Source organism: Streptomyces panaciradicis, assembly GCF_023516615.1.
In the GTDB taxonomy this organism is placed as follows: domain Bacteria; phylum Actinomycetota; class Actinomycetes; order Streptomycetales; family Streptomycetaceae; genus Streptomyces; species Streptomyces panaciradicis.
Genome location: NZ_JAMGBF010000096.1, coordinates 13,809 through 34,954, shown reverse-complemented (window position 1 = coordinate 34,954; position 21,146 = coordinate 13,809). Strand labels below are relative to the sequence as shown.

Annotated in this window: 14 protein-coding genes and 3 pseudogenes; 8 read left to right on the top strand and 9 right to left on the bottom strand. The window is 71.2% G+C overall.

Annotated features, from left to right (window positions below):
- Positions 1 to 446 precede the first annotated feature (446 nt).
- From M8J74_RS28290 to M8J74_RS28280, 3 genes are read right to left on the bottom strand one after another with little or no spacing between them, the layout of a single operon-like run.
- On the bottom strand, positions 447 to 785 hold the full coding sequence (locus tag M8J74_RS28290) for an STAS domain-containing protein (protein WP_249839153.1): 339 nt from the start codon (positions 783 to 785) through the stop codon (positions 447 to 449).
- Entirely contained in the window at positions 782 to 2,098 is a 1,317-nt protein-coding gene (locus M8J74_RS28285) for a PP2C family protein-serine/threonine phosphatase (RefSeq protein ID WP_249839187.1), read from the bottom strand. The genes M8J74_RS28290 and M8J74_RS28285 overlap by 4 nt, the downstream gene beginning before the upstream one ends.
- Positions 2,098 to 2,901: an alpha/beta fold hydrolase gene (locus M8J74_RS28280; protein WP_249839152.1), complete on the bottom strand. Its 804-nt coding sequence runs from the start codon at positions 2,899 to 2,901 to the stop codon at positions 2,098 to 2,100. The genes M8J74_RS28285 and M8J74_RS28280 overlap by 1 nt, the downstream gene beginning before the upstream one ends.
- A 168-nt stretch (positions 2,902 to 3,069) precedes the next feature.
- On the opposite strand from M8J74_RS28280, the gene M8J74_RS28275 reads away from it, so the two are divergent.
- Positions 3,070 to 3,567, top strand: a complete 498-nt coding sequence (locus M8J74_RS28275) for a pyridoxamine 5'-phosphate oxidase family protein (protein WP_249839186.1) — start codon at positions 3,070 to 3,072, stop codon at positions 3,565 to 3,567.
- Between the two features lie 30 nt (positions 3,568 to 3,597).
- Here the strand turns inward: M8J74_RS28275 and M8J74_RS28270 are convergent, their stop codons facing one another.
- The gene (locus M8J74_RS28270; RefSeq protein WP_308406114.1) at positions 3,598 to 6,021 is read right to left on the bottom strand and encodes a SpoIIE family protein phosphatase; all 2,424 of its coding nucleotides are present in this window, start codon (positions 6,019 to 6,021) and stop codon (positions 3,598 to 3,600) included.
- Positions 6,022 to 6,227: 206 nt separating this feature from the next.
- Here M8J74_RS28270 and M8J74_RS28265 point away from each other — a divergent pair, with 206 nt between their 5' ends.
- Complete coding sequence (locus tag M8J74_RS28265) at positions 6,228 to 6,659, top strand: hypothetical protein (RefSeq protein ID WP_249839151.1); 432 nt, start codon at positions 6,228 to 6,230, stop codon at positions 6,657 to 6,659.
- A 96-nt stretch (positions 6,660 to 6,755) separates the two neighbouring features.
- Here the strand turns inward: M8J74_RS28265 and M8J74_RS28260 are convergent, their stop codons facing one another.
- Both M8J74_RS28260 and M8J74_RS28255 read right to left on the bottom strand, forming a co-directional pair.
- Positions 6,756 to 7,271: a hypothetical protein gene (locus M8J74_RS28260; protein WP_249839150.1), complete on the bottom strand. Its 516-nt coding sequence runs from the start codon at positions 7,269 to 7,271 to the stop codon at positions 6,756 to 6,758.
- A 108-nt stretch (positions 7,272 to 7,379) separates the two neighbouring features.
- Entirely contained in the window at positions 7,380 to 9,920 is a 2,541-nt protein-coding gene (locus tag M8J74_RS28255; protein WP_249839149.1) for a discoidin domain-containing protein, read from the bottom strand.
- A gap of 280 nt (positions 9,921 to 10,200) precedes the next feature.
- Here M8J74_RS28255 and M8J74_RS28250 point away from each other — a divergent pair, with 280 nt between their 5' ends.
- The 4 genes and pseudogenes from M8J74_RS28250 (at position 10,201) to M8J74_RS28235 (ending at position 15,716) form a co-directional block, all read left to right on the top strand.
- The gene (locus tag M8J74_RS28250) at positions 10,201 to 11,295 is read left to right on the top strand and encodes a DUF1996 domain-containing protein (protein WP_249839148.1); all 1,095 of its coding nucleotides are present in this window, start codon (positions 10,201 to 10,203) and stop codon (positions 11,293 to 11,295) included.
- Positions 11,296 to 11,307: 12 nt separating this feature from the next.
- Positions 11,308 to 13,069, top strand: a pseudogene (locus M8J74_RS28245) (discoidin domain-containing protein).
- Between the two features lie 72 nt (positions 13,070 to 13,141).
- The gene (locus M8J74_RS28240) at positions 13,142 to 14,182 is read left to right on the top strand and encodes a LacI family DNA-binding transcriptional regulator (protein ID WP_249839147.1); all 1,041 of its coding nucleotides are present in this window, start codon (positions 13,142 to 13,144) and stop codon (positions 14,180 to 14,182) included.
- 179 nt (positions 14,183 to 14,361) lie between these two features.
- Positions 14,362 to 15,716 (top strand): annotated as a pseudogene (locus M8J74_RS28235) (beta-1,3-glucanase family protein).
- 83 nt (positions 15,717 to 15,799) lie between these two features.
- Here M8J74_RS28235 and M8J74_RS28230 read toward each other — a convergent pair.
- A pseudogene (locus M8J74_RS28230) lies at positions 15,800 to 16,320 on the bottom strand (discoidin domain-containing protein); the annotation flags it as partial.
- Positions 16,321 to 16,328: 8 nt separating this feature from the next.
- On the opposite strand from M8J74_RS28230, the gene M8J74_RS28225 reads away from it, so the two are divergent.
- Positions 16,329 to 16,556: a hypothetical protein gene (locus M8J74_RS28225; RefSeq protein ID WP_249839146.1), complete on the top strand. Its 228-nt coding sequence runs from the start codon at positions 16,329 to 16,331 to the stop codon at positions 16,554 to 16,556.
- Between the two features lie 32 nt (positions 16,557 to 16,588).
- Here the strand turns inward: M8J74_RS28225 and M8J74_RS28220 are convergent, their stop codons facing one another.
- Together M8J74_RS28220 and M8J74_RS28215 are read right to left on the bottom strand one after the other, a co-directional pair.
- Positions 16,589 to 17,599 carry an ATP-grasp domain-containing protein gene (locus M8J74_RS28220; protein WP_249839145.1) on the bottom strand — a complete coding sequence of 337 codons (1,011 nt, stop codon included), beginning with the start codon at positions 17,597 to 17,599 and terminating at the stop codon, positions 16,589 to 16,591.
- Between the two features lie 37 nt (positions 17,600 to 17,636).
- Positions 17,637 to 18,626: an aldo/keto reductase gene (locus M8J74_RS28215; protein ID WP_308406113.1), complete on the bottom strand. Its 990-nt coding sequence runs from the start codon at positions 18,624 to 18,626 to the stop codon at positions 17,637 to 17,639.
- 289 nt (positions 18,627 to 18,915) lie between these two features.
- Here M8J74_RS28215 and M8J74_RS28210 point away from each other — a divergent pair, with 289 nt between their 5' ends.
- Entirely contained in the window at positions 18,916 to 20,826 is a 1,911-nt protein-coding gene (locus M8J74_RS28210; protein WP_308406112.1) for an MFS transporter, read from the top strand.
- Positions 20,827 to 21,146: the final 320 nt, after the last annotated feature.

The following is a 21,146-nucleotide window of genomic DNA, read 5'->3' as shown; positions in this document are numbered from 1 at the left end:
GTACCGATTCCTCTGCTCTTCACCGGCCACGGTCACCGTGGCCGACCACGTGGGGGGATCACTCAGGACTGGCGGGTGCGCCTCGACGGGCGAAACATGCCCGAATCCGCCGACATCGGGCCTAGGGCTGTCAACGTCTCACGGCTCGCTGACTCGCACACCGGGCGCGTGTCAGCGGAGTGAACCGCCCGGACGGCACAGGTCGAACGCGGTCCGGCACGATGTCGCTCCCTTCTCCTCGCGCCCGATGAGGCTGCGCCACGACTGCGTACCCATGACGCGGAACTCAAGGCATGCGAAAAGGTGCCCGATGCGATCAAGGCGCGGAGGACGGCGAATACCGGACAGCGCGGCGACCGGGAGCCCGGGGCTCAGGGGCCGCCATCAAAGCGCCGTGCCGCCGCGGAAACCCGCGGCGGCACAGGGCATCGGCGGTCATCCGCCGGTCATGGGCGGGTGGCGGCGTCGGTGTCGGGATAGAGGGGGATGACCTGGTCGAGGCCGACCATCCGCAGGACGCGGACCGTGTTCGCCGGGACCGCGGCGAGTGCGAGGTCGGCCTGCGCGGCCTGGGCGTGGTTGTGCGCGGTGATGAGGGCCGTGATGCCGCTGGAGTCGCAGAAGTCCATGCCGGCCAGGTCCAGGACGAGACGCTGGCCCGGCCGGATCGTGAGAGTGGTGAGCTGTTCGCGCAGCTCCGGGGCGGTGGTGTAGTCGAGAGCCCCGTTGATCTCCCAGACGGGACCGGTGGAGGCGTCTCGGACGGTGATCTTCAGCGGGGTCATGGGCGGCTTCTTGTCGTCGGGCGGGCGGCGGGGCGCGCGGGTACGCCGAGGGCGAGCAGGGCGGTGTCGTCGTCCAGTCCGTCGCCGAAACCGTCGAGCAACGCGGTCAGGGCCTGGACGAGGTCGTGTGCGGGGGCTCCGGCGTGCCGGGTGCCGAAGTCGAGCAGGGCGTCCTCGCCGTAGAGGCTGGAGCGGTCCGTGCCGGTACGGGCTTCGGTCAGGCCGTCGGTGTAGAGCAGGAGGGTGTCGCCGGGGGAGAGCGTGGTGGTGGCCGCGGTGAAGCGGGCCTCGGGAAGGACGCCGATGAGGAGACCGCCCGGGGTCGGAAGGTACTCGGCGGTGCCGTCGGCGCGCAGGATCAGCACGGGGGGATGGCCGCCGGAGGCCAGCTGCACGAAGACCTGGTCCGTGGTCTCGTCGATCTCGAGGATGCCGAAGATCGCGGTGCAGTAGCGCGGGTCGCCGCCGGCGGCGTAGCGCTCGTGCAGCACCTTGTTGAGCGTGGTCAGGGTGGACCGGGGGTCGGGCTCGTGCAGGGCGGCGGCCCGCAGGGTGTAGCGGGTCAGCGAGGTGAGCGCGGCGGCCTGCGGGCCCTTGCCGCACACGTCGCCCAGGAAGAAGGCGAAGCGTTTGCCGTCCACGGGGAAGATGTCGTAGAAGTCGCCGCCGAGTTCGTCGGGCGAGGCGGTGTGGTAGTAGGCGGCCGTGTCCAGTCCCGGGACGACCGGGAGGGTGTCGGGCAGCAGCGACCGCTGGAGCACGGCGAGGGCGTCCTGCAGCCGGGCGCGGTCGGCCTCCGCCTGCCTGCGGGCCTCCTCGGCCACCGCACGGCGGCGCAGCAACTCCTCCTCGTAGGCGCGGCGGTCCCTGGCGTCGAAGAGGGTGGTGCGGATCAGCAGGGGCTTGCCCATGCTGCCGTACTTGACCACCGAGGACGCGAGGACCGGTATCCGGTCGCCGTCGGCGTGCCGGAGGTCCAGGGCGATGCCGTTGATCGAGCCCTGCATCTGCAGCAGCGGCGCGAAGTGCGTCTCGTGGTAGAGCCTGCCGCCCACGGTCAGCAGGTCGCTGAACCGCATCCGGCCCACCACCGCCTCGCGCGCCAGGCCGAGCCAGTCCAGCAGCGTCGCGTTGATCTTCGCGACGGTGCCGTCCATCAGCGTGGACAGATAGCCGCAGGGCGCGGACTCGTACAGTTCCTCGGCGCTGTCCTCCAGCAGTGCCGCGAAGGCCGCGGTCGCCGTCGCTTCGCCGCCGGAGTGCTGGTGGTCGCAGGAATCGGGCTGGTCCGGCTGCTGTCCGGAGCGGCACATCATCGCAGGGCCGCCAGAAACTCCAGGAGCGCTTGGTTGGTGGCCTCGGGCGCCGAGAGGTGCGGGCAGTGCCCGATGGCGTCGAGCGTGACCAGCGTCGAGCCGGGGATCGCCGCGTGGACGAAGGCGCCGACCTCACGGGGGGCGATGGCGTCCTGGGCGCTCTCCAGCACCAGTGTGGGCACCCGCACCGTCTTCAGATCGTCCCGGGAGTCGGACAGGAACGTGGTGCGGGCGAAGACACGCGCGATGTCCGGGTCCGTGGCGCAGAAGCTGTTCTCCAGCTCCGCGCCGAGCTCGGGGCGCTCCGGATTGCCCATGATCACCGGAGCCATCGCCGCCGACCAGCCGAGATAGTTCGACTCCAGCGATCCCAGCAATTCCTCGATGTCCTGCGCACTGAACCCGCCTCGGTAGCCGTCGTCGTCGATGTAGCGCGGGGACGGGGCGACCATCACGAGTGCGCCGATCCGCTCGGGAGCCATGTCGGCGGCCAGTACGCCGATCATCGCACTGACCGAGTGCCCGACGAACACGGCATCACGCAGGTCGAGCGCGTCACACACCTCCATGACGTCCTGGGCGTAGCCCTGCAAGGAGGCGTACCGGTCCGGGGAGAAGGCGGACAGCTCCGAACGGCCCGATCCGACGTAGTCGAACAGCACGACCCGGTACTCCGGGGCCAGCGCGGGAACCGTCGACCGCCACATGTTCTGGTCGCACCCGAACCCGTGGGCCAGTACGACCGTCCGCCCGTGCGGGTTGCCCGTGACGGTGACGTTGTTCCTGCGAGCGATGTCCATGCCGGCCAGTCTCTCAACTCCTGACCGATGCATGTGCACCACACCGAATCTGCGCACAGTCCCCCTTATATGGGCGCCGTGGATGTCGAGAACGTCCCGCCTGCTCCGTCCCAGGGGTGCGAGCGGCCGGACGGCGGCTCGCAGGCACCGACCACGGGAGTGTGGACCATGGAGCAGCGGGAGATCACCGAGATCCTGAGCCGTCCGGCCGGTCAGGAACTGCTGGCTCGCGACGTGACCCGGCTGGCGTACGTCGCCAAGGACGGCACGCCCCGCAACATCCCGATCGCGTTCACCTGGAACGGCGCGCAGATCGTTCTGTGCACCACGAAGAACGCGCCGAAGCTGCCCTCGTTGCGCCGCAACCCGCAGGTCGCGCTGACGATCGACACCGAGGAGCACCCGCCCAAGATCCTGCTCCTGCGCGGCCGTGCCGAACTGGACGTCGTCGACGGCATCCCGGAGGAGTACCTGCAGATGAACGGCAGCTACCGGATGACCCCCGAGCAGCGGGTGGAGTGGGAGGCGGAGGTGCGCTCGCTCTACGACGGCATGGTCCGCATCGTCATCACACCGACCTGGGCGAAGCTGATCGACTTCGAGACGACGCTGCCCACAGCGGTGGAGGAACTGGTCCGGCGGCGAGCCCAGCGCCAGTCCGCCTGAGGTCGCTGGGACCGGAACCGGCGCCGGTGATCAACCCTCCGGTGAGGCCGGCGGCAGGCTGATGTGGAGGGCGCAGACGTCGTCTCGGTGGTCGGGGCGGGCCAGGGCGGCGTGCAGGCGGCTCAGGCTGTCGGGGCGGGTGGTCAGTGCGGTCGCCGATGCGGTGGCCAGGGCGTCCAGGCCCGCCAACAGGTCCTGGCCGGGGTGCTCGATCAGTCCGTCGGTGAACAGCAGCAGATGATCGCCCTCCCGCAGCCGGAGGGTGGCTTCGGTGAACCGCGGGGCCGCGGTGGCGCCCAGCAGGATGCCGGTGGGGCGTTCGACGGCATGGGCCTTGCCGTCGCGGACCAGGACGGGAGGCAGATGTCCCGCCTGGGCCCAGGTGAGTGTGCGGTCGGCGGGGTGGTAGCGCGCCACGATCATGGTCGCGGTGGTGTGGCGCTCGCCGGGTGAGTGGATGTGCATCAGCAGGGCGTTCAGCCGCGTGAGCGCGTCCGTCAGACTGGACCCGGTGATGATCATGCCCTTGGCCGTGAAGCGCAGTTGCGCCATGGTCGCCACGGCGTTGATGCCGTGCCCCATGACGTCGCCGATCACGAAGAGCGCGTCGCCGTCAGGGAGTTCGATGGCGCTGTACCAGTCGCCGCCGACGCTGATGCCCCGTTCCGCGGGGTGGTAGAAGGCGTTGGTCCACAGCCCGGCGAGCGTGACGGGACCGGTGGGCAGGGGCAGCAGGGCCTGCTGCAGGCGGGCGGCCACCTTGCGCTCGGCCTGGAGCAGGCCGCGCTGGGTGGACACGGCGCGCTCGCTGCTGAGCAGGGCGAGTTCGGCGTCGCGCTGGCCGGAGAGGTCCTGGAAGAAGCCGTGGACCTCCAGCGGTGTGCCGTCGGCGTCGACGATCGCTTCGGCGACGATGCGCAGGTGCCGTACTCCGGCGCGGGTCGTGATGCGGAAGGGCTGGTCGATGGCGGTGCCGTCACTCAGCAGCCGCTGGGCGGCCGCGGTGAGTTCGGGCAGGTCCTCCGGCAGGACGCACTCGGGCAGTTGCTCCAGCCGCATGGGGCCGAGGCTCTGGTCCCGGTCGAAGATCGTGAACACATGCGGTGACCAGCTGATGGTGTCGGTGACGAGGTTCCAGTCGGCCCAGCCGAGGTTGCCCAGGCGCTGCAGGGAGGCGAGGCGCTGCTCCTGCCGGGCCGCGACGTCGTGCCGGATCCAGGAGACGACGAGGTGCTCTCCGAGCCGGGCCACCCGCAGGGAGAAGACGGAGTGCTGCGGGATGCCGGCCACCACCTCCTCGTAGGTGAACGGCTCGCCGGCGAACGGCCGGCCCGTGGCCAGAACGTCCAGGTAGCCCTTCCACATCTGCGTGCCGGCGAACGTCGGGTAGCACTCCAGCACCCGCAGTCCGATCAACTGGCGGCCGGCGCGACCGGCGACGTCCACCGAGTCGGGCGCCGCGGCCTCGATGCGGAAGTCCTCCACGGTGCCGTCGGGCGCGGACAGCGGGGCGAGCAGGATCACCGATCCCGGCAGGGTGTCGAAGATCTGCTGCACGCTCTCCACGGACGGCTTGCGCCGGGGCACGCCCGCATCGAGGGTCGCCATCCGCCCGGCGCACAGCTGCACCGCGCTCACCAGCAGCTCCCGCTCGGCGGGTGTGAAGGCCCGGTCGGTGCTGCGCAGCACGGTGACGACCTCGTCGACCTCGCCGCCCGTGTCCACGGGCAGCCAGGCGCGGGAAGGCCATCGGGAGAGGGTCTCCTCGGGCACCGCGTACGCCTCGGGCGCCTCGGGGCCCTCCGACCACAGCGGCCGGTGGCTGCGCAGCGGGTCGCGGGCGGGGGGCCGGCCGCCGACGGTGAGCCGGTGCCATCGGACGGCCTCCACGCCGTCGATGCCCGCGTGCCCCGTCAGCCGTACGCCGTCGTCGGTTCCGACGTAGATCAGTACGGCGCCGACCTCGACGCCGTGGGAGAGGTGCTCCAGCAGGCAGCGGGCGAGATCATGGCGGTCCTGCACGCTCGCCAGGCCCAGTCCCAGCCTGCCCAGCAGCACCGTCGCCTCGCGGTCGGTGCCCGGGGCGGCAGCCGGCGGGTGCGGCTCCGCCGGCACCAGGTACTGATCGGACGAGAACACCGAGCCGCCGCGGCCGGTCTCGCGGCGGCGCCGGCGACGTCGGCGGGCCGGGCGGATGGCCCCGAGCGTCAGCCAGCATTCCTCGACGAGAGTCCGGCCTTCCGCGGCACTGCGCTCGAGGAGCGTTTCGTACGCCTCCTGCGCGGAACAGCCCTCCTGCACCATCACCGCGCCCTTGGCGCGTTCCAGCACCGGCATCAGCGCGGCGACCCGCTGCAGATCGACGATCTCGGCCCGCTGCCGCGCGACCACCTTCGCCAAGGCCGAGGAGTCGGACGACGCCCCCCGCCTGGGCGGCTGTTCCCGTGACGTCACGTGTCGAGCATCGCACAGTGAGCGTCCTGGGTCAGCACGGTCCCGCCTCGTCCGCCGTGGCCGGACAGGCGCCGGTCGGTGAGTCGATCACCGCCACCTCCGCGACCGTTGCCGCAGCCGGACGCCGTGGCCGGGTACCTGCGATGCTGGGAGACGATGTGGACCGCTCGGTGTCGGATGTCGCGGCCTCAGGGGGGATGGGCAGCATGGTGCGTCAGGAAGCCGTCGCGGGGGACCGGGGAGGTCCGGTCGGCTGGGGCTGGTTCGCGGGCTGGCTGGTGTCGGGCGCGTGCGCGGGTGTCGGGCTGGCCGCCCTTCTGACGGTGGGGGTGCCGCTGGTGCTGCTGGCCGTGGTGGCAGCGGGATTCCTGCTGTGGAAGGGGCCGAGGAACGCGGTGGCCGGCCTGTTGGCCGGTTTGGCCGTGCCGCTCTTCCTCCTCGCCTGTCTCAACCGGGACGGTCCGGGGAACGTCTGCCGTGCCGTGGCCGGCGGGCAGTCCTGCACGGACGAGTACGCCCCTGTCCCTTTCCTGGCCGCCGGACTCGTTCTGGCCGCCGCGGGTCTTGTGCTCTTCGTGGTGCTCAGCCGAAAGCGCAGGGCAGCCGGGGCTGAGTCGGTGCCGTCGAGACGCCGGTGACCGACGGGATGCCCGCTTTCGACGCCGGCCGCCGGTCCGCGCAGCACCGACTGATCGGATGCACGGGCCCGTCGGCGGCACGTTGACAGCGGGCAGTCAGTCGGCCGTGAGGTCGCTCGGTTCCTCCCCGCGGTACGGAATCCACCGGTATCCGGGCCGGAACGTCTCGTAGGCGGCGCTCGGGGCGAGTTCGGCGTGCAGCTTCTCGCAGAGCACGAGCCCGTGGAGGCTGCCGTCGTTCAGTTCGTCCGACCACTCGCTTCTGAGCTCGGCGGTGTCCACGAGTGGTTCCGGGTCCCAGCCGACCTTGGCGGCGACATACCCGCGGAACTGCGCGAGGAGTTCGTAGAGTTGGTGCCCCAGTTCGGTCAGCTCCGCCGCGGTGAGCTGGAATCTGGGCAGGCTGCCGTCCAGACCGCACCCCAAGCTGACGGCCACGGGCAGGATCGAGAGTTCGAAGTAGGAGCCCGCCTTCGTCAGCAGCGGCCGGTGGAGGGGGATGCGGTGGGTGCCCGCGCGCAGCGCCCAGGGATGGGGGTCGATGCGGGCGGCGGCCTGCGCCGCCTCGGCGTCGTCGCCGAAGTTCACCACGAGCTCGAAACAGATGGCCACGGGTGGTGACTCTGCCCTGCACCCGCGCCCGTGGCAACTCCCGGCCCCCGACGGCAAGTCGGGGGCCGGGAGTCGGTCAGCGGTGCGAGGTGCCGTTCGGGCCGCCGGTCACGGGAACGACGTCAGCTTGGACGGCACGGTGTCCGTCCCCGAGGTCGGGGAGCCGGTGTTGTTGACGACGTGCGCGTACTGGCCCTTGCCGCCGAGGGAGATCACCAGCACGTCGTGCAGCTTCACCCCGGCGGTGACCGGGACCTGGAAGCCGTGTGCCTGGACGATCGACGGATCGGCGGTGTAGTTGCAGTAGCTGCCCAGGCCCCACGCCTCGTGCTGGGTCACGGTGTCGGCGACCTTGTAGGCCGCGTAGCCGACGATGCCGTCGTGGGTGATGGCGGCGGCGTTCGGGGCGTCGTAGGCCTTCTCGTTCTGGAAGAAGATGGTGCGGCCGCGTTCGCCGCTCCACAGGACGTCGTACTTGTTGAAGTGCTCCACGAACAGCCCGGTGGCGAGGACGTCGTCGCCGTTGACGCGCAGGCCGTAGTCGGCGCGGTTGGTGTCCCAGCCGACGCCGCTGCCGTGGTCGGCGCGCCACAGCCAGGTGTGGTCGATGACGACGTCGTCGCTGTTGACGACGACGGAGTTGGTGGCGAGACCGGGGCCGGCGCCGCCGATGCGGACGAACACGTCCTGCATGGTGGTCGGGTCGGCCGAGTGGTCGGCGCTCGCACCGGGCTGCCCGATCCGCAGCAGCGTGTCGGAGTTGACGGAGCCGGCGTCGATGAGGAAGCCGGCGAGGCGCACGCCGTCGACGTCGGCCACGTGCAGGGCGTCGATGCCGTTGTCCGGCACGAGCGTCGCCAGGCCCAGTCCGAGGACCACGGTGTCGGCGCGGGTGACGTCGATGGTCTGGTCGAGGTGGTAGACACCCGGCGTGAACAGCAGGTTGAGGCCTTGAGCGAGCGCCTGGTTGATGGTGGCGGCGGTGGCGCCCGGCTTGACGACGTAGAACTGGTCCAGCGGGAGGGAGGTGCCCGCGTTCGCCGGCCAGGACACTCCGCGCGCGTTGGTGCGCTTGGCGGGCACGAACACCTTGTAGGTGCTGCCGTCGAGGTAGAGGAACGGCTTCTCGCGGGAGACGGGTGTCGTGTCCAGGGTGGTGTACGGGCCCGAGTCGAAGTTGGTCGCCGGGGCGCCCTGGACGCCGGTGAACGTCATGTTCCACACGCCGTTGGTCCAGCCGCCGACGGAGCTGTCGCGGGTGTACCACTGCTGCTGGGAGTACGGCCCGACGGTGCCGTCGATCTTGGAGTCGGCGATGTAGCCGCCGGAGGCCCAACCGTAGCCGTTCGGGGCCAGGTTGAGGCCGCCCTTGACGTGGATGCGGCGGAAGGGGACCGCCTGCGCGACGGCCCAGCGGTCGGTGCCGTTGGACGGGGTGATGGCGAGGTTCTCCGCCGAACGCCAGAAGTTCTGCGTGGCGTTGCCGTTGAACCAGCCGGCGTCGACGGTGATGTCACCGTTGATCTGGGTGTCGTCGGGGTTGAGGCCGAGCCCCGAGATGGAGGTGTAGAAGCCGAGTTGGGCGTTGATGCCGTTGTAGGTGCCGGGCTTGAGCAGGAACTGGTAGCGGCCGCTGCCGAACTGGGCCGACTCCTGCTTGGCGAAGACGTCGTCGAACTTCTGCTGCAGATTGGGGGTGTTGGGGTCGACGACGATGACGTTCGGTCCGAGGTCGCCGCCGCCCTGGACCGGGGGAGTGGTGCCGCCGGTTCCGGTGTGGACGGCCACCTCCCACAGGGAGTAGCCGTAACCCGTGGCGCGGACGGTGCCGTTGACGCGTACGTACCGTCCGGAGCCGCTGACGTCGTAAGAGGCCGTGCCTCCGCTCGCGCCGGTGACGCTCTTGAGCGTGGTCCAGCTCTGGCCGTCCGTGGAGGCCTGGATCTGGAACTCCTTGGCGTAGGCGGCCTCCCAGGTCAGGTCGACCTTGCACAGGGACTTGACGGAGCCCAGGTCGACCTGCACCCACTGCGGGTCGGAGGCCTGGCTGGACCAGCGGGTGCCGTTGTCGCCGTCGAAGGCGGCGGAGGCCGGCGTACCGGCGTTCTCCGTGGACGAGGCCGAAGCGGGCCGGCCCTTCGCGGCGTTGGCGGTGTCGCAGGAGGACGTGCCGGTGCCGGAGGTGCCGAAGACCTGGAACTCCCACAGGGAGTAGCCCCATTGGGTGGCCCGGTGGATGCCGTACATCCGGACGTAGCGTCCCTGTCCGGAGACGTCGAGGCTGTCGCTGCCTCCGTCGCCGCCGGTGACGGAGGTCAGGTCGGTCCAGGTGCTGCCGTCGGCGGACGCCTGGATCTTGTAGTCCTTGCCGTAGGCCGCCTCCCAGTTGAGGACGACCTTCGAGATCGTGGCCGTGGCGCCCAGGTCGACCTGCAGCCACTGGGTGTCGGTCGCGGCCGACGACCAGCGGGTGCCGGTGTCGCCGTCGACGGCGTAGGCGGCCGGTGTGCCGGCGTTCTCGTCGGAGGAGGAGGTCGCCGTTCTGCCCTGGGACAGGGGGAGTTCGGCCGCTGCGGCCGGGTGGGGCACGGGTAGGGCGAGCAGCGCCGCCATGGCGGCGAGCACGACGCCCAGGGATCTGAGTCTCATGGAGGTCCCTGCGGGTGTGGTGGGAAAGGAACAGGTGAGGCCGCCGACGGCAGGCGGATCGAGGCGTCAAGGGCTGCGCCCCGACGCTTAGTTCACGTCTTGATTTAACTGATGAGTCACAACCCTCGGCAAGCCTTCGGAAGTTGAAATCTTTCCGGATTCACTTCGGTCGAGTCCCTTGACATCTTGATGACATGCCCTCAACACTCCTCGGCGGGAGAGCGCTCTCCCATATCCGATCCGGCGCTCCCCGACCCCCACAGCACAGGAGGAGGTCTCCATGTCACGGAGATCGAAAGGCCTGTCCGTCACCCTGATCACCGGCGCGCTCCTGCTGACCTCGCTCGGCTTGGGAGGCGTGGCCGTCAGCGCCGGCCCGCCCGCGCCGCACAGCTCCGCCTCCAGGGCGTTCGCTGCCACCCACTCCGGGCACGCGATGGCGGCGTCCGCCGCCACCTCGCCGGAGGACCCGGACGGCGACGGCTACATCCCCGCGAACCCGCCGGTCACCGGTGTGACGCCGTCCACGCAGGACCCGCCGCACCGCTACTTCCACGAGTTCCAGGCCAACTGCTCGGTCACGCACACCCGGCCCGACGACCCGATCGTCTACCCGCAGCAGCCCGGCACGTCCCACGACCACACCTTCCTGGGCAACACCACGACCGACGCCTACAGCACGACGGCCTCACTGGAGGCCGGCGGCACCACCTGCAAGGCTCCCGGCGACCGCTCCGGCTACTGGATGCCCACCCTCTACAACGGCGACCAGCGGATCCTCCCGGTGGGGCCGCAGGTCATCTACTACAAGGCGGGCGTCACCGACTACACCAGCGTCCGGCCCTTCCCCAAGGGCCTGCGGTTCGTCGTCGGCAGCCCGATGCAGAGCGCCGACGAGTTCCGCCACCACCCCGGCTTCGTCGAGGGCTGGGAGTGCGGTGACAGCTACTTCAACACCGAGTTCCCCGCGACCTGCCCGAACCGGGCCGACGTGCAGCTCAACATCCGCTTCCAGGCGCCCAGTTGCTGGGACGGCAGGTACCTCGACACCCCCGACCACAAGAGCCACATGGCCTACCCCGTGGTCAAGCCCGGCACGAACGACAACATCTGCCCGGCCGACCACCCGGTCGCCCTTCCGATGATCGAGTTCAAGATGGCCTTCCCCGTCAACGGCGACATGTCCAAGGTGCGCCTGGCCAGCGGCGCGGGCCACACCTTCCACTACGACTTCTTCAACGCCTGGGACGCCCCCACGCTCAAGGCGCTGGTCGACCACTGCGTCGTCGGCGGGCTGCAGTGCGACGCGCGCGGCTACGACGAGACCCACCCGGAGGCGGGCGCGACCCTCGACGAGCACTACGAACTGCCCTGAGGAGCAGCAGCGATGACCCCACGAACCCGCACACGCTCCAGAACCCGCCGCGCCGCGGCACCCCTCACCGCCGGAGCCCTGGCCGCCGGCTTCCTGGTCGCGCTGCCCGCCGCCCAGGCGCAGGCCGCCGGCAGCGTCGTCAAGGTCACCGGCGGCCAGGGTGCCTGGCAGCTGACGGTGGACGGACGGCCGTACCAGATCAAGGGCCTGACCTGGGGCCCGAGTGTCGCCGACGCCGAGAGGTACATGCCGGATCTGCAGTCCATGGGCGTCAACACCATCCGCACCTGGGGCACCGACGCCACCAGCAAGCCGCTGTTCGACTCCGCCGCCGCCCACGGCATCAAGGTCGTCGCCGGCTTCTGGCTGCAGCCCGGCGGCGGCCCCGGCAGCGGCGGCTGCGTGAACTACGTGACCGACACCGCGTACAAGAACCATATGCTCGACGAGTTCCCCCAGTGGGTCCGGACCTACAAGGACAACCCCGGCGTGCTCATGTGGGACGTCGGCAACGAGTCCGTCCTCGGACTGCAGAACTGCTACAGCGGCGACGAGTTGGAGAGACAGCGCGACGCCTACACCGCGCTCGTCAACGACATCGCCAAGAAGATCCACGCCGTCGACCCCGACCACCCTGTCACGTCCACCGACGCCTGGGTGGGGGCATGGCCGTACTACAAGAGGAACGCGCCGGACCTCGACCTGTACGCCGTGAACTCCTACAACGCGGTCTGCGACATCAAGTCCGCCTGGGAGCAAGGGGGTTACACCAAGCCCTACATCGTCACCGAGACCGGTCCGGCAGGCGAGTGGGAGGTCCCCGACGACGCCGACGGCGTCCCGCTCGAACCCACCGACCGGGCCAAGGCCGACGGCTACACCCGCGCCTGGAGTTGCGTCACCGGACACAAGGGCGTCGCGCTCGGCGCCACGATGTTCCACTACGGCACCGAGTACGACTTCGGCGGCATCTGGTTCAACCTGCTGCCGGCGGGCCAGAAACGCCTGTCGTACTACGCCGTGAAGAGGGCCTACGGCGGCGACACCACGCACGACAACACCCCGCCGGTCATCTCCGACCTGAGCGTGGAGGGCGACGCGGGCAAGGTGCAGGCCGGGCACGACCTCGTCCTGGACGTCAGGGCCACCGACCCCGACGGAGACCCGGTCTCCTACGAGGTTCTCGACAACAGCATGTACATCGACCAGAGCAAGAACCTGGCCTCGCTGCCCTTCACCGACCTCGGCGGCGGCCGGCTCAGGGTGACCGCACCCGACCGCCCCGGCGTCTGGAAGATGTACGTCAAGGCCACCGACGGCCGGGGCAACGTCGGCGTCGAGACCCGCTCGGTCCGCGTCGTCCCACCCGTGCCGTCCGGTACGAACCTGGCGCGCGGAAGACCGGCCACCGCCTCCTCCTTCCAGGCGAGTTACGGCGACTGTCCCTGCACCGCGGCCAACGCGGTCGACGGAAATCCCGCCACCCGCTGGGCCAGTGACTGGAGCGACCCCCAGTGGCTCCAGGTCGACCTGGGCACCCGCACCACCTTCCGGCACGTCCAGCTGTACTGGGAGGCGTCCTACGCGAAGGCGTACACCATCCAGACCTCCGACGACGGACAGAACTGGCAGACGGTGCGTACCGTGTCCGACGGCAACGGCGGCATCGACGACGTCGACGTCACCGGGACGGGCCGCTATTGTCCGCGTCAACGGCACCGCGCGGGGCACCGGTTGGGGCTACTCGCTGTACGAGTTCGGCGTCTACGGCTGATTGCCGGCCGGGCCGACCCCACCCTCGGAGAGCGCTCTACAGCGTGATCGGCGAGTCCGTTAGGGTGCCTGCATGCGCAGACGGGCCCCGACGCTGGAGGACGTCGCCCGGGAGGCCGGAGTCTCCCGGGCGACCGTGTCGCGGGTGGTCAACGGCATCCGCAACGTCGATCCGGAGATACGGGACCTGGTCCGCCGGGCCATCGAACGGACGGGGTACGCGCCCAACCGGGCAGCCCGCTCCCTCGTGACCCGGCGGGCCGAGACCGTCGCCCTGGTGGTGTCCGGCGCGGGGGACACCACGGACGCCGGCCAGAACGCCTTCGCCGCGCGGGTGTTCGCCGACCCCTTCTTCGGCCGGGTGGTCGGGGGCGTCGTCGGTTTCCTGCGCCCCCGTTCCCTGCACCCGGTGCTGATGTTCGCCGAGTCCGACGACGCCCGTGACGAGGTGCTGACGTATCTGCGGCAGGGGCGCGCCGACGGCGCCCTGGTGGTCTCGACCCACGCCGAGGACCCGTTGCCCGCCCTGCTCGCCGAAGCCCGGTTGCCCGCGGTGCTCTTCGCCCGGCCCTCGCGTCCGGTGCCGCTCAGTTACGTCGACCTCGCGCACCGGGACGGAGGCCGCCTCGCCGCCGAGCACCTGCTCGGGCGCGGCTGCCGCCGGCTCGCCACGATCTGCGGCCCCCTCGACGTGCCCGCGAGTCAGGAACGCCTGGCCGGTTTCCGTGACGCGCTCGCGCGGCACGGTCACCCGTACGTCCCGGTCACCGAGGGCGGGTTCACCCTCGACAGCGGCGTCGCGGCCATGTCCGAGCTCCTTGAGCGCCATCCCGACACGGACGGCGTGTTCGCGGCCAACGACCTGATGGCCCAGGGCGCGTGCCAGGTGCTGCGCGAGCGCGGCCGCCGGGTTCCGGAGGACGTGGCGGTCGTCGGCTTCGACGACTCCACCGTCGCCGTCACCAGCCGACCCCGACTGACCACCGTGCGCCAGCCGGTGGAGGAGATGGCGGCGGAGATGGCGCGGCTGCTCGACGAGCACATCCTCGGCGCCCGCACCGAGGCGACCTCGGTCGTCTTCGAGCCCGAACTCGTGGTGCGCGAGTCGGCGTGAGGGCACGGATAGGTCCGTACCGGATGCGTCAAGGGGTGTAGGGGCAGGGCCCGATCCATGGGATTTCGGCTTCAGTTGTTGACGGCGGGCACGGCTGGGACTACAACCCGGAGAGAGCGCTCTCACATCTGCTGTTGCTCCACCCCCACGCACGCCGCACCGGCCTGAGGAGATCTCGCATGCAGAGTTCCGTCAGCGCACCCACCCACAGATCCCCGATCGTCACCGCACGCTCCCGCGCGGCCCTCGGTCCGGTCATCGCCCTGATCGCCGCCCTCTGCGCGGTCCTGGCCCCCGCACCCGCCCACGCCGCCGACCAGCTGCTGTCCCAGGGCAGGCCCGCCACCGCCTCCTCGACCGAGAACGGCACCTTCCCCGCGAGCGCCGCCGTCGACGGCAACACCGGCACCCGCTGGTCCTCGGCGTTCTCCGACCCGCAATGGATACGGGTCGACCTCGGATCCGTCCAGCAGCTCAGCCGCGTCGCCCTCACCTGGGAGGCCGCGTACGCGACCGCCTTCCAGATCCAGACCTCCACCGACGCCACCACCTGGACCACCGTCTACTCCACCACGACCGCAACCGGCGGCACCCAGAACATCACCGTCTCCGGCAGCGGCCGCTACGTCCGCATGTACGGCACCGCGCGCGGCACCCCGTACGGCTACTCCCTGTGGGAGTTCCAGGTCTACGGCCCCGGCGGCACCACCCCGCCGGACGACTTCTGGGGCAGCACCGGCGACATCCCCCGGCGAGCAACGCCGTCGAGGTGAAGATCCTCAACCGCACCAACGGCAAGTACCCCGACAGCCAGGTGTACTGGAGCTTCAACGGCCAGACCCACTCCATCGCCGAGCAGCCCTACCTCGACATGCCCGCCAACTCCGCGGGCCGCATGTACTTCCACCTCGGCTCGCCCACCAGCCCCTACTACGACTTCATCGAGTTCACGGTCGGCAACAACGTCTTCAACGGCAACACCACCCGTGTCGACGCCTTCGGCCTGAAGCTGGCCATGCGCCTGCACAGCAAGGACGGTTACGACGTGGAGGTAGGCGAGAACCGGCAGACCTTCGCCGAGGACCGCGCCACCACCTTCCAGCGCTTCACCGACGCCGTGCCGAACGAGTTCAAGGTGCTCGCCCAGACCCAGGCCCCCTACCGGATCATCGCGCCCGGCAGCGACCCGAGCTTCCGCGCGGGCGGCGCCAACGCCAACTACTTCACCTCCTACGCCCAGTCGGTGGGCGTGAACGCGGCCACCTCCGACATCTTCGGCTGCGCCGCCTCCCTGGCGGGCAACCCGGACATGTGCGCCGCACTCAACCGTCACGTCGCCACGCTGCCGGCCTCCCAGCAGTCCGACCCGGCCCAGTTCTACAAGGCGGCACCGGCCAACTACTACGCCGAGTTCTGGCACGACAACGCCATCAACCACCTCGCCTACGGCTTCCCCTACGACGACGTGGCCGGCCAGTCCTCGTTCGTCTCGCACGCCGACCCGCAGTGGCTCCTGGTCGCCGTCGGCTGGTAGCCCGTCCGGCGCCACGGACGCCGGACGCACCCTGAGCCGCTCCCAGGTCCCGGCGCGGGAGGCCGGAACCTGGGAGCCGGGGTTCAGGAGCGCAGCACGGTGACCGGGCCGTTGTACGCCTGTGCCGTCAGCACCGGGCGGCCCGAGTCGGCCGTGGCCGGCCACGACACCCGGACGGTCCGGGACTCGCCCGCCAGCAGCCACGGATAGTTGTCGCCGTACAGCGTCGGCAGCACCCGGCGGCAGCCCGGCTCCCGAAGCAGTGACAGCCTGACCATGGCGGCCACCGCCGACCCCTGGTTGCGGATCAACGCCGTCAGCTCCCGGCGGTCACCGGCGCGCGACACCGGGGTGACCGAGCCGGTCAGCCCGACCTGCTTCGCCGCGTTCAGGGCGCGCAGGGCGGCGGCCTCGCGGTATCGCAGTCGTAGGTCTGCCAGACCGTGCTGTGCCAGGCCGGGTGGGACATCCACAGCATCAGCCCGCTCGCGTTGTCCCACAGGTGCGCGTTCCACGCCTCGAACATGGCGCGGGCGTTCTCGTAGTTGACGAACTGCGCCTTGCGGGCGAAGTCGTCGAGGTCGCCGGCCTCGCCGAGCCGCGACCCACTCCATGGCCGACACCGCCCCGCCTGGTGCCGCCTTCCTCGACGGCCTGGAGATCTTCGCCCGCTACGTCCGCGCCAACGGCTATGGCGCGCATGCGCCCACCGGCCGCCTGGAAAGCGAGGTCCACCGGCTCGCCGCGCGGGCCCCTCACTCCTCCGTCATCGTGGCCCGGCCCGACAAGCAACTCGTGGCGGCGCGGGACCGCCACCGAGCCGGTCCCGCGCCCTGCTAGTGCCGTGTACGGCGCGCCCGTTCGGGCCGCCGCTAACGGCCCGTTTCGGCGTCCGTGGGCCCGCCGCGCCCGCCGCAACGATCGCTGATCGCGTCGCGGACCAGCGCGAGGAGTTCCTGGCTCAGGGAGCGCCCGGCCGCGGCGAAGAGCTCCGGGTAGAGGCCGGGGTAGGTGTTCTCGTCCACGATGACGGGCCGCCCCCCGGACAGGATCAGGTCGAAGCCGACCAGCGGAAGATCCAGCGCCCGCTGAGCACGCAGGGCGAGCCGGGCGTGCTCGGGCGGGACCTCGCAGGCGTCGACGTCGCCGCCGATCCCCTCGGGGTCGTACACCTTCGAGGCGTCGGCGGACAGGCGGGTGAAGCGGTGGCCGCGCTTGCGGTAGCCGTACATCAGCGTGCCGTTGACGAAGGTCGTCCCGACCCAGTCCGCGGGGTCGTTGGGGTAGAAGCGCTCCAGGAGGAAGGTGCTCTCCGTGGCCGCCGCGAGCGTGTGCTGCAGGTAGTCCGCCAGGTCGCGCAGGGTGGCGAAGTCCTCGATCAGCAGGACTCCCTGCCCGAAGGATCCGCGCCGGGGTTTCAGCAGGGCACGCCCCCACTGCGCGACGACGGGCGCGGCGGCGGCCGGGTCGCGCCGGTCGAGCAGGACCGTGTCCGGCACGGGCAGGCCGGCCCGGGACAGCCGCAGGTGGGCCCGGTACTTGTCGAGGCCGGTCGCGAAACGCGCCGGGTCGGGGACGACCGGTACGTCCAGGGCGAGGGTGCGCAGGGCCTCCAGGGCGTAGCCGCCGGGGTCGCGGTCCACCTCGGCGTGCCAGAGGTAGAGGTCGAGGTCGTTGAGGCGGACCTCGCCGCAGTACACCGTGCCGTCGCGGACGAAGGACCGGCGGATGTCAAGGTCGTGGACGAACTCGACGTCGGTGAGGTCCCGCAGCAGCTTCATGAACAGCGCGTGGTCGTCAGGCGGGATCCTGCCGACCTCCGGGTGCGGCACCGCCCTCCGGTCACGGGCGGCGGGTGGCAGGAAGGTTCCTACTCTCAGCATGGGCGACGCCCTTCCGGGAAGCGGGCGGAGTGACGGCTCAGTAGCGGCCGCCCTCCGGGGCCGGCAGCGCGTCGAGGTCGGCGAGGTCGGCCGCGCTGAGCTTGATGTCCGCCGCCCCGGCGTTGTCGGCCAGGTGCTCCGGGGCCCTGGTGCCGGGAATGGGCACCACGTGCCGGCCCTGCTCCAGCAGCCAGGCCAGCGCCACCTGCGCCAGGGTCGCCCCCGCGCGCTCGGCGATCTCCCGCACCCGGCCGACGATGGCCAGGTTGGCGCGCAACGCCTCGCGCTGGAAACGCGGCAGCCGGCGCCGCAGATCGTCCTCCGGCAGGTCGTCGAAGGACGAGAACCGCCCTGCGAGGAAGCCCCGCCCGAGTGGCGCGAAGGGCAGGAACGCGATGCCCTGCTCCTCGCAGTACGGCACCATCGCGGTCAGCGGGTCCCGCGTCCACAGCGACAGCTCGGACTGCACCGAGGCCACCGGGTGCACCCTCCGCGCCCGCTCGACCTGTTCCACGCTCACCTCGCAGAGGCCGACGCAGCGCGCCTTGCCCGCCGCGACGACCTCGGCCATCGCGCCCCAGGTCTCCTCCAGCGGCACCCGCGGGTCCACCCGGTGGAGCTGGTACAGGTCCACGTGATCGGTGCCGAGCCGGCGCAGGCTGGCATCGATCGACGCCCGCACGTGCTCGGGGCGGCCGTCCGGGACGGCGCCGGGGGAGGTGCCGGAGCCGCCCTCGGGGGCGGTGAGGGCCAGGCCGACCTTCGTCGCCAGCACCGCCTGCCCGCGGCGGTCGCCCGCCAGCGCCCTGCCCACCATCTCCTCGTTGGTGTAGGGGCCGTACACGTCCGCGGTGTCGATCAGGGTCGCGCCCGACGCGAGTGCCCGGTGGATCACCGCGATCGACGTCGCGTCGTCCCGCGAGGTCCTGCGGTCGTAGCCGAAGCTCATCCCCGAGCTCATGCCCATGCACCCGAGGCCGATGACGCCGACCTCGGGGCCCGTTCTGCCCAACGTGGTGTATCGCACTCGTCCTTGTCCTCTCCGGCCTCTCCGGCCATGTGCGGGCGAGGCGGACCGGGAACGGGCGGGGCGAGTACCCATCGCGTGTCTCGCCCGCCGGGGACTCCGGGCCCGTGGTCTTCCCCCTGACGCCCCTCGGCCCGGCCACGGACGGTTCCATCTCGCGGCACCGTGAGACGGCACCGTGCCGGGGCCGTGTTCCGGCGGCGCCGGGATCGTGCCGCCGGGCCCTCGACGTCCCTTCCGATGATGTCCTTCGGCCGGTGGGTGTGACGCCCGTGGTTAAGCCGTTCGGGTGAGGCGTCCGGGCAACCGGGGAGAACCGGGCCAGGCGCTCGGTGCGCACCGCGGGGCGACCCGGCCAGCCCCCGATGGCGCGTCCCGCGGGGCTGAGGGGGGTGGGGCGTGCACCCTGGACCGGACGCGGGACGGCGGTGGAATCCGGCCCCGAAGGCAGCGCCTGCTCAGCACAACGATCGGAGGGCGACACCGGACCGTGGAACGGCGAAACAGAGCGGGGCGCGGCGGGAGACAGCCCGGGGACGGAGCGCCACCGGCGGCCAGAACACTGTTCGTCCTTCTCTCCGCCGAGAACTTCCTGATCAACTACACCTCGACCGCCATGAACGTGGCGTTGTCGCAGCTCGTCCGGGACCTGGACACGTCGCTGACCGGCGTGCAGTCGGTAATCTCCCTGTACGCCCTGGTAGTCGCCGCGTGCCTGATCACCGGAAGCAAGCTCGGCGCCCGCCACGGGTACCGGCGGACCTTCGTCGTCGGCGGCGAGATCTTCGCCCTCGGCGCGCTGATCACCACCGTCGGCCCGACCCTGCCGTTCATGCTGCTCGGCTGGTCCGTGCTCCAGGGAGTCGGTGTGGCGCTGATGCTGCCGGCGCTGGTGGCGCTGCTGACCGAGACGTTCAGTGGAGCCACCCGCACGAAGGTCCTGTCGTCGCTGGGCATGACCGCGGGCATCGCCTCGGGGGCCGGCCCGGTGGTGGGCGGCCTGCTCACCAACTACCTGAGCTGGCGTGTGTCGTTCCTGCTGTCGACCGTCATCACGCTGGCCGTGGTGCTGCTCATGCGGCGGACGGCCGGAGCCGAGCAGCCCCGGCAGCACCTCGAACAGCGCTTCGACATCCTCGGAGCGGTCCTGTCCGCCGTCGGATTCGGGCTGCTCGTGGTCGCGACCCTGATGGCGGGACGGTACGGCCTGTTCGAGGACCGCCAGGACTTCGAGGTCCTCGGTACCACGGTGCTGAGCCGCGGCCAGGTGTCCCCCGTCCCGCTGCTCGCCGGCGCGGGGCTGATGGTGCTGGCCGTGTTCGCCGGCTGGGAACACCGGCTGATCAGGCGCGGCAGGGACCCGCTGGTACGGCTCTCGGTGCTGCACGACCGCACGATCCGGGTCGGCACCCTGACCCTGGTCATGCAGATCCTGGTGCCCAGCGGTCTGCTCTTCCTGGTTCCGGTCTTCCTGCAGACCACCGCGGGCTTCGACGCACTGCGGAGCGGCATCACGCTGATCGCGGTGCCGGTGGCGCTGACGGTGGCGGCCTCGACGGCCGCCAGGCTCATCGGAAGCGGGCGGATGACCCACCGCACGGCCCAGACGGGGGCGTTCCTCTTCATGACTGCAGGCTGCGTGGCCATCGCCTTCATGTTCGACCCGCACCGGCAGGATGTGTCGGCGGTGGGCCTGGCCCTCGCGCCGGGTCTCCTCCTCGTCGGGCTCGGCCGGGGCATGGCCACGACCGCGACCGACCTCGTCCAGTCGGCCGCCCCCGCGGAGGAGGTGAGCGACGTGACGGGCCTTTCCCGCACCGCCACGTACCTCGGAAGCTCGTTCGGAGTCGCCCTGGCCGGCGCGTTCATGACCACCGCGCTGCTCCTCGCGTTCGAGGCCGGGACCGACGACAGCGATGTCCTGACTCCCGGTCAGAAGCACCTCGTCACGCGCACCGTCGAGCATCAGGTCCAGATCAGCGCCGCGACTGACGACGCCATGCGCGCGAAGGTCGCGGCCCAGGGCGTCAGGGGCGCCGCGGCCGACGAACTCGTCCGCATCAACGCACGCGCCCGCGGCCAGGCGCTGACCCTCGCGGCCCTCGGCATGGGCGCGCTGGCGGTGGTCGGCTTCCTGGTCGCCCTGCGCATCCCCCGCGGCCTGCCTCGGCCCCGACAGCCAAGCCGAGCGGCGGGCTGAGGGATCCCGCTGGGCCGCCTGGCTGCCGGGCTGGCGGACTCCGGTCGGGCTGATGGCCTCCGGCGCTTCGGCGCGCCGGAGCCTTCATGCGCCGGCTCCGCGATGACCGTTGGCGGCTGCGGGGCGCCCCCGGCGACCGGTACTCGTGGCCCCCCCCGCACCGACGGGCCCACACCGACCGCGCCCCAGTCCGAGCGGGCCGGACGGATCACACCCCGCATGCCCGTGCCCCGTGCCGTGCCCGTCCCTGCCAGTACCCATCCCATGCCCCTGCCCGGTCTTCGCGGGAAGGGGTCTCACCCCTCGGAGGTGCCGCCCCA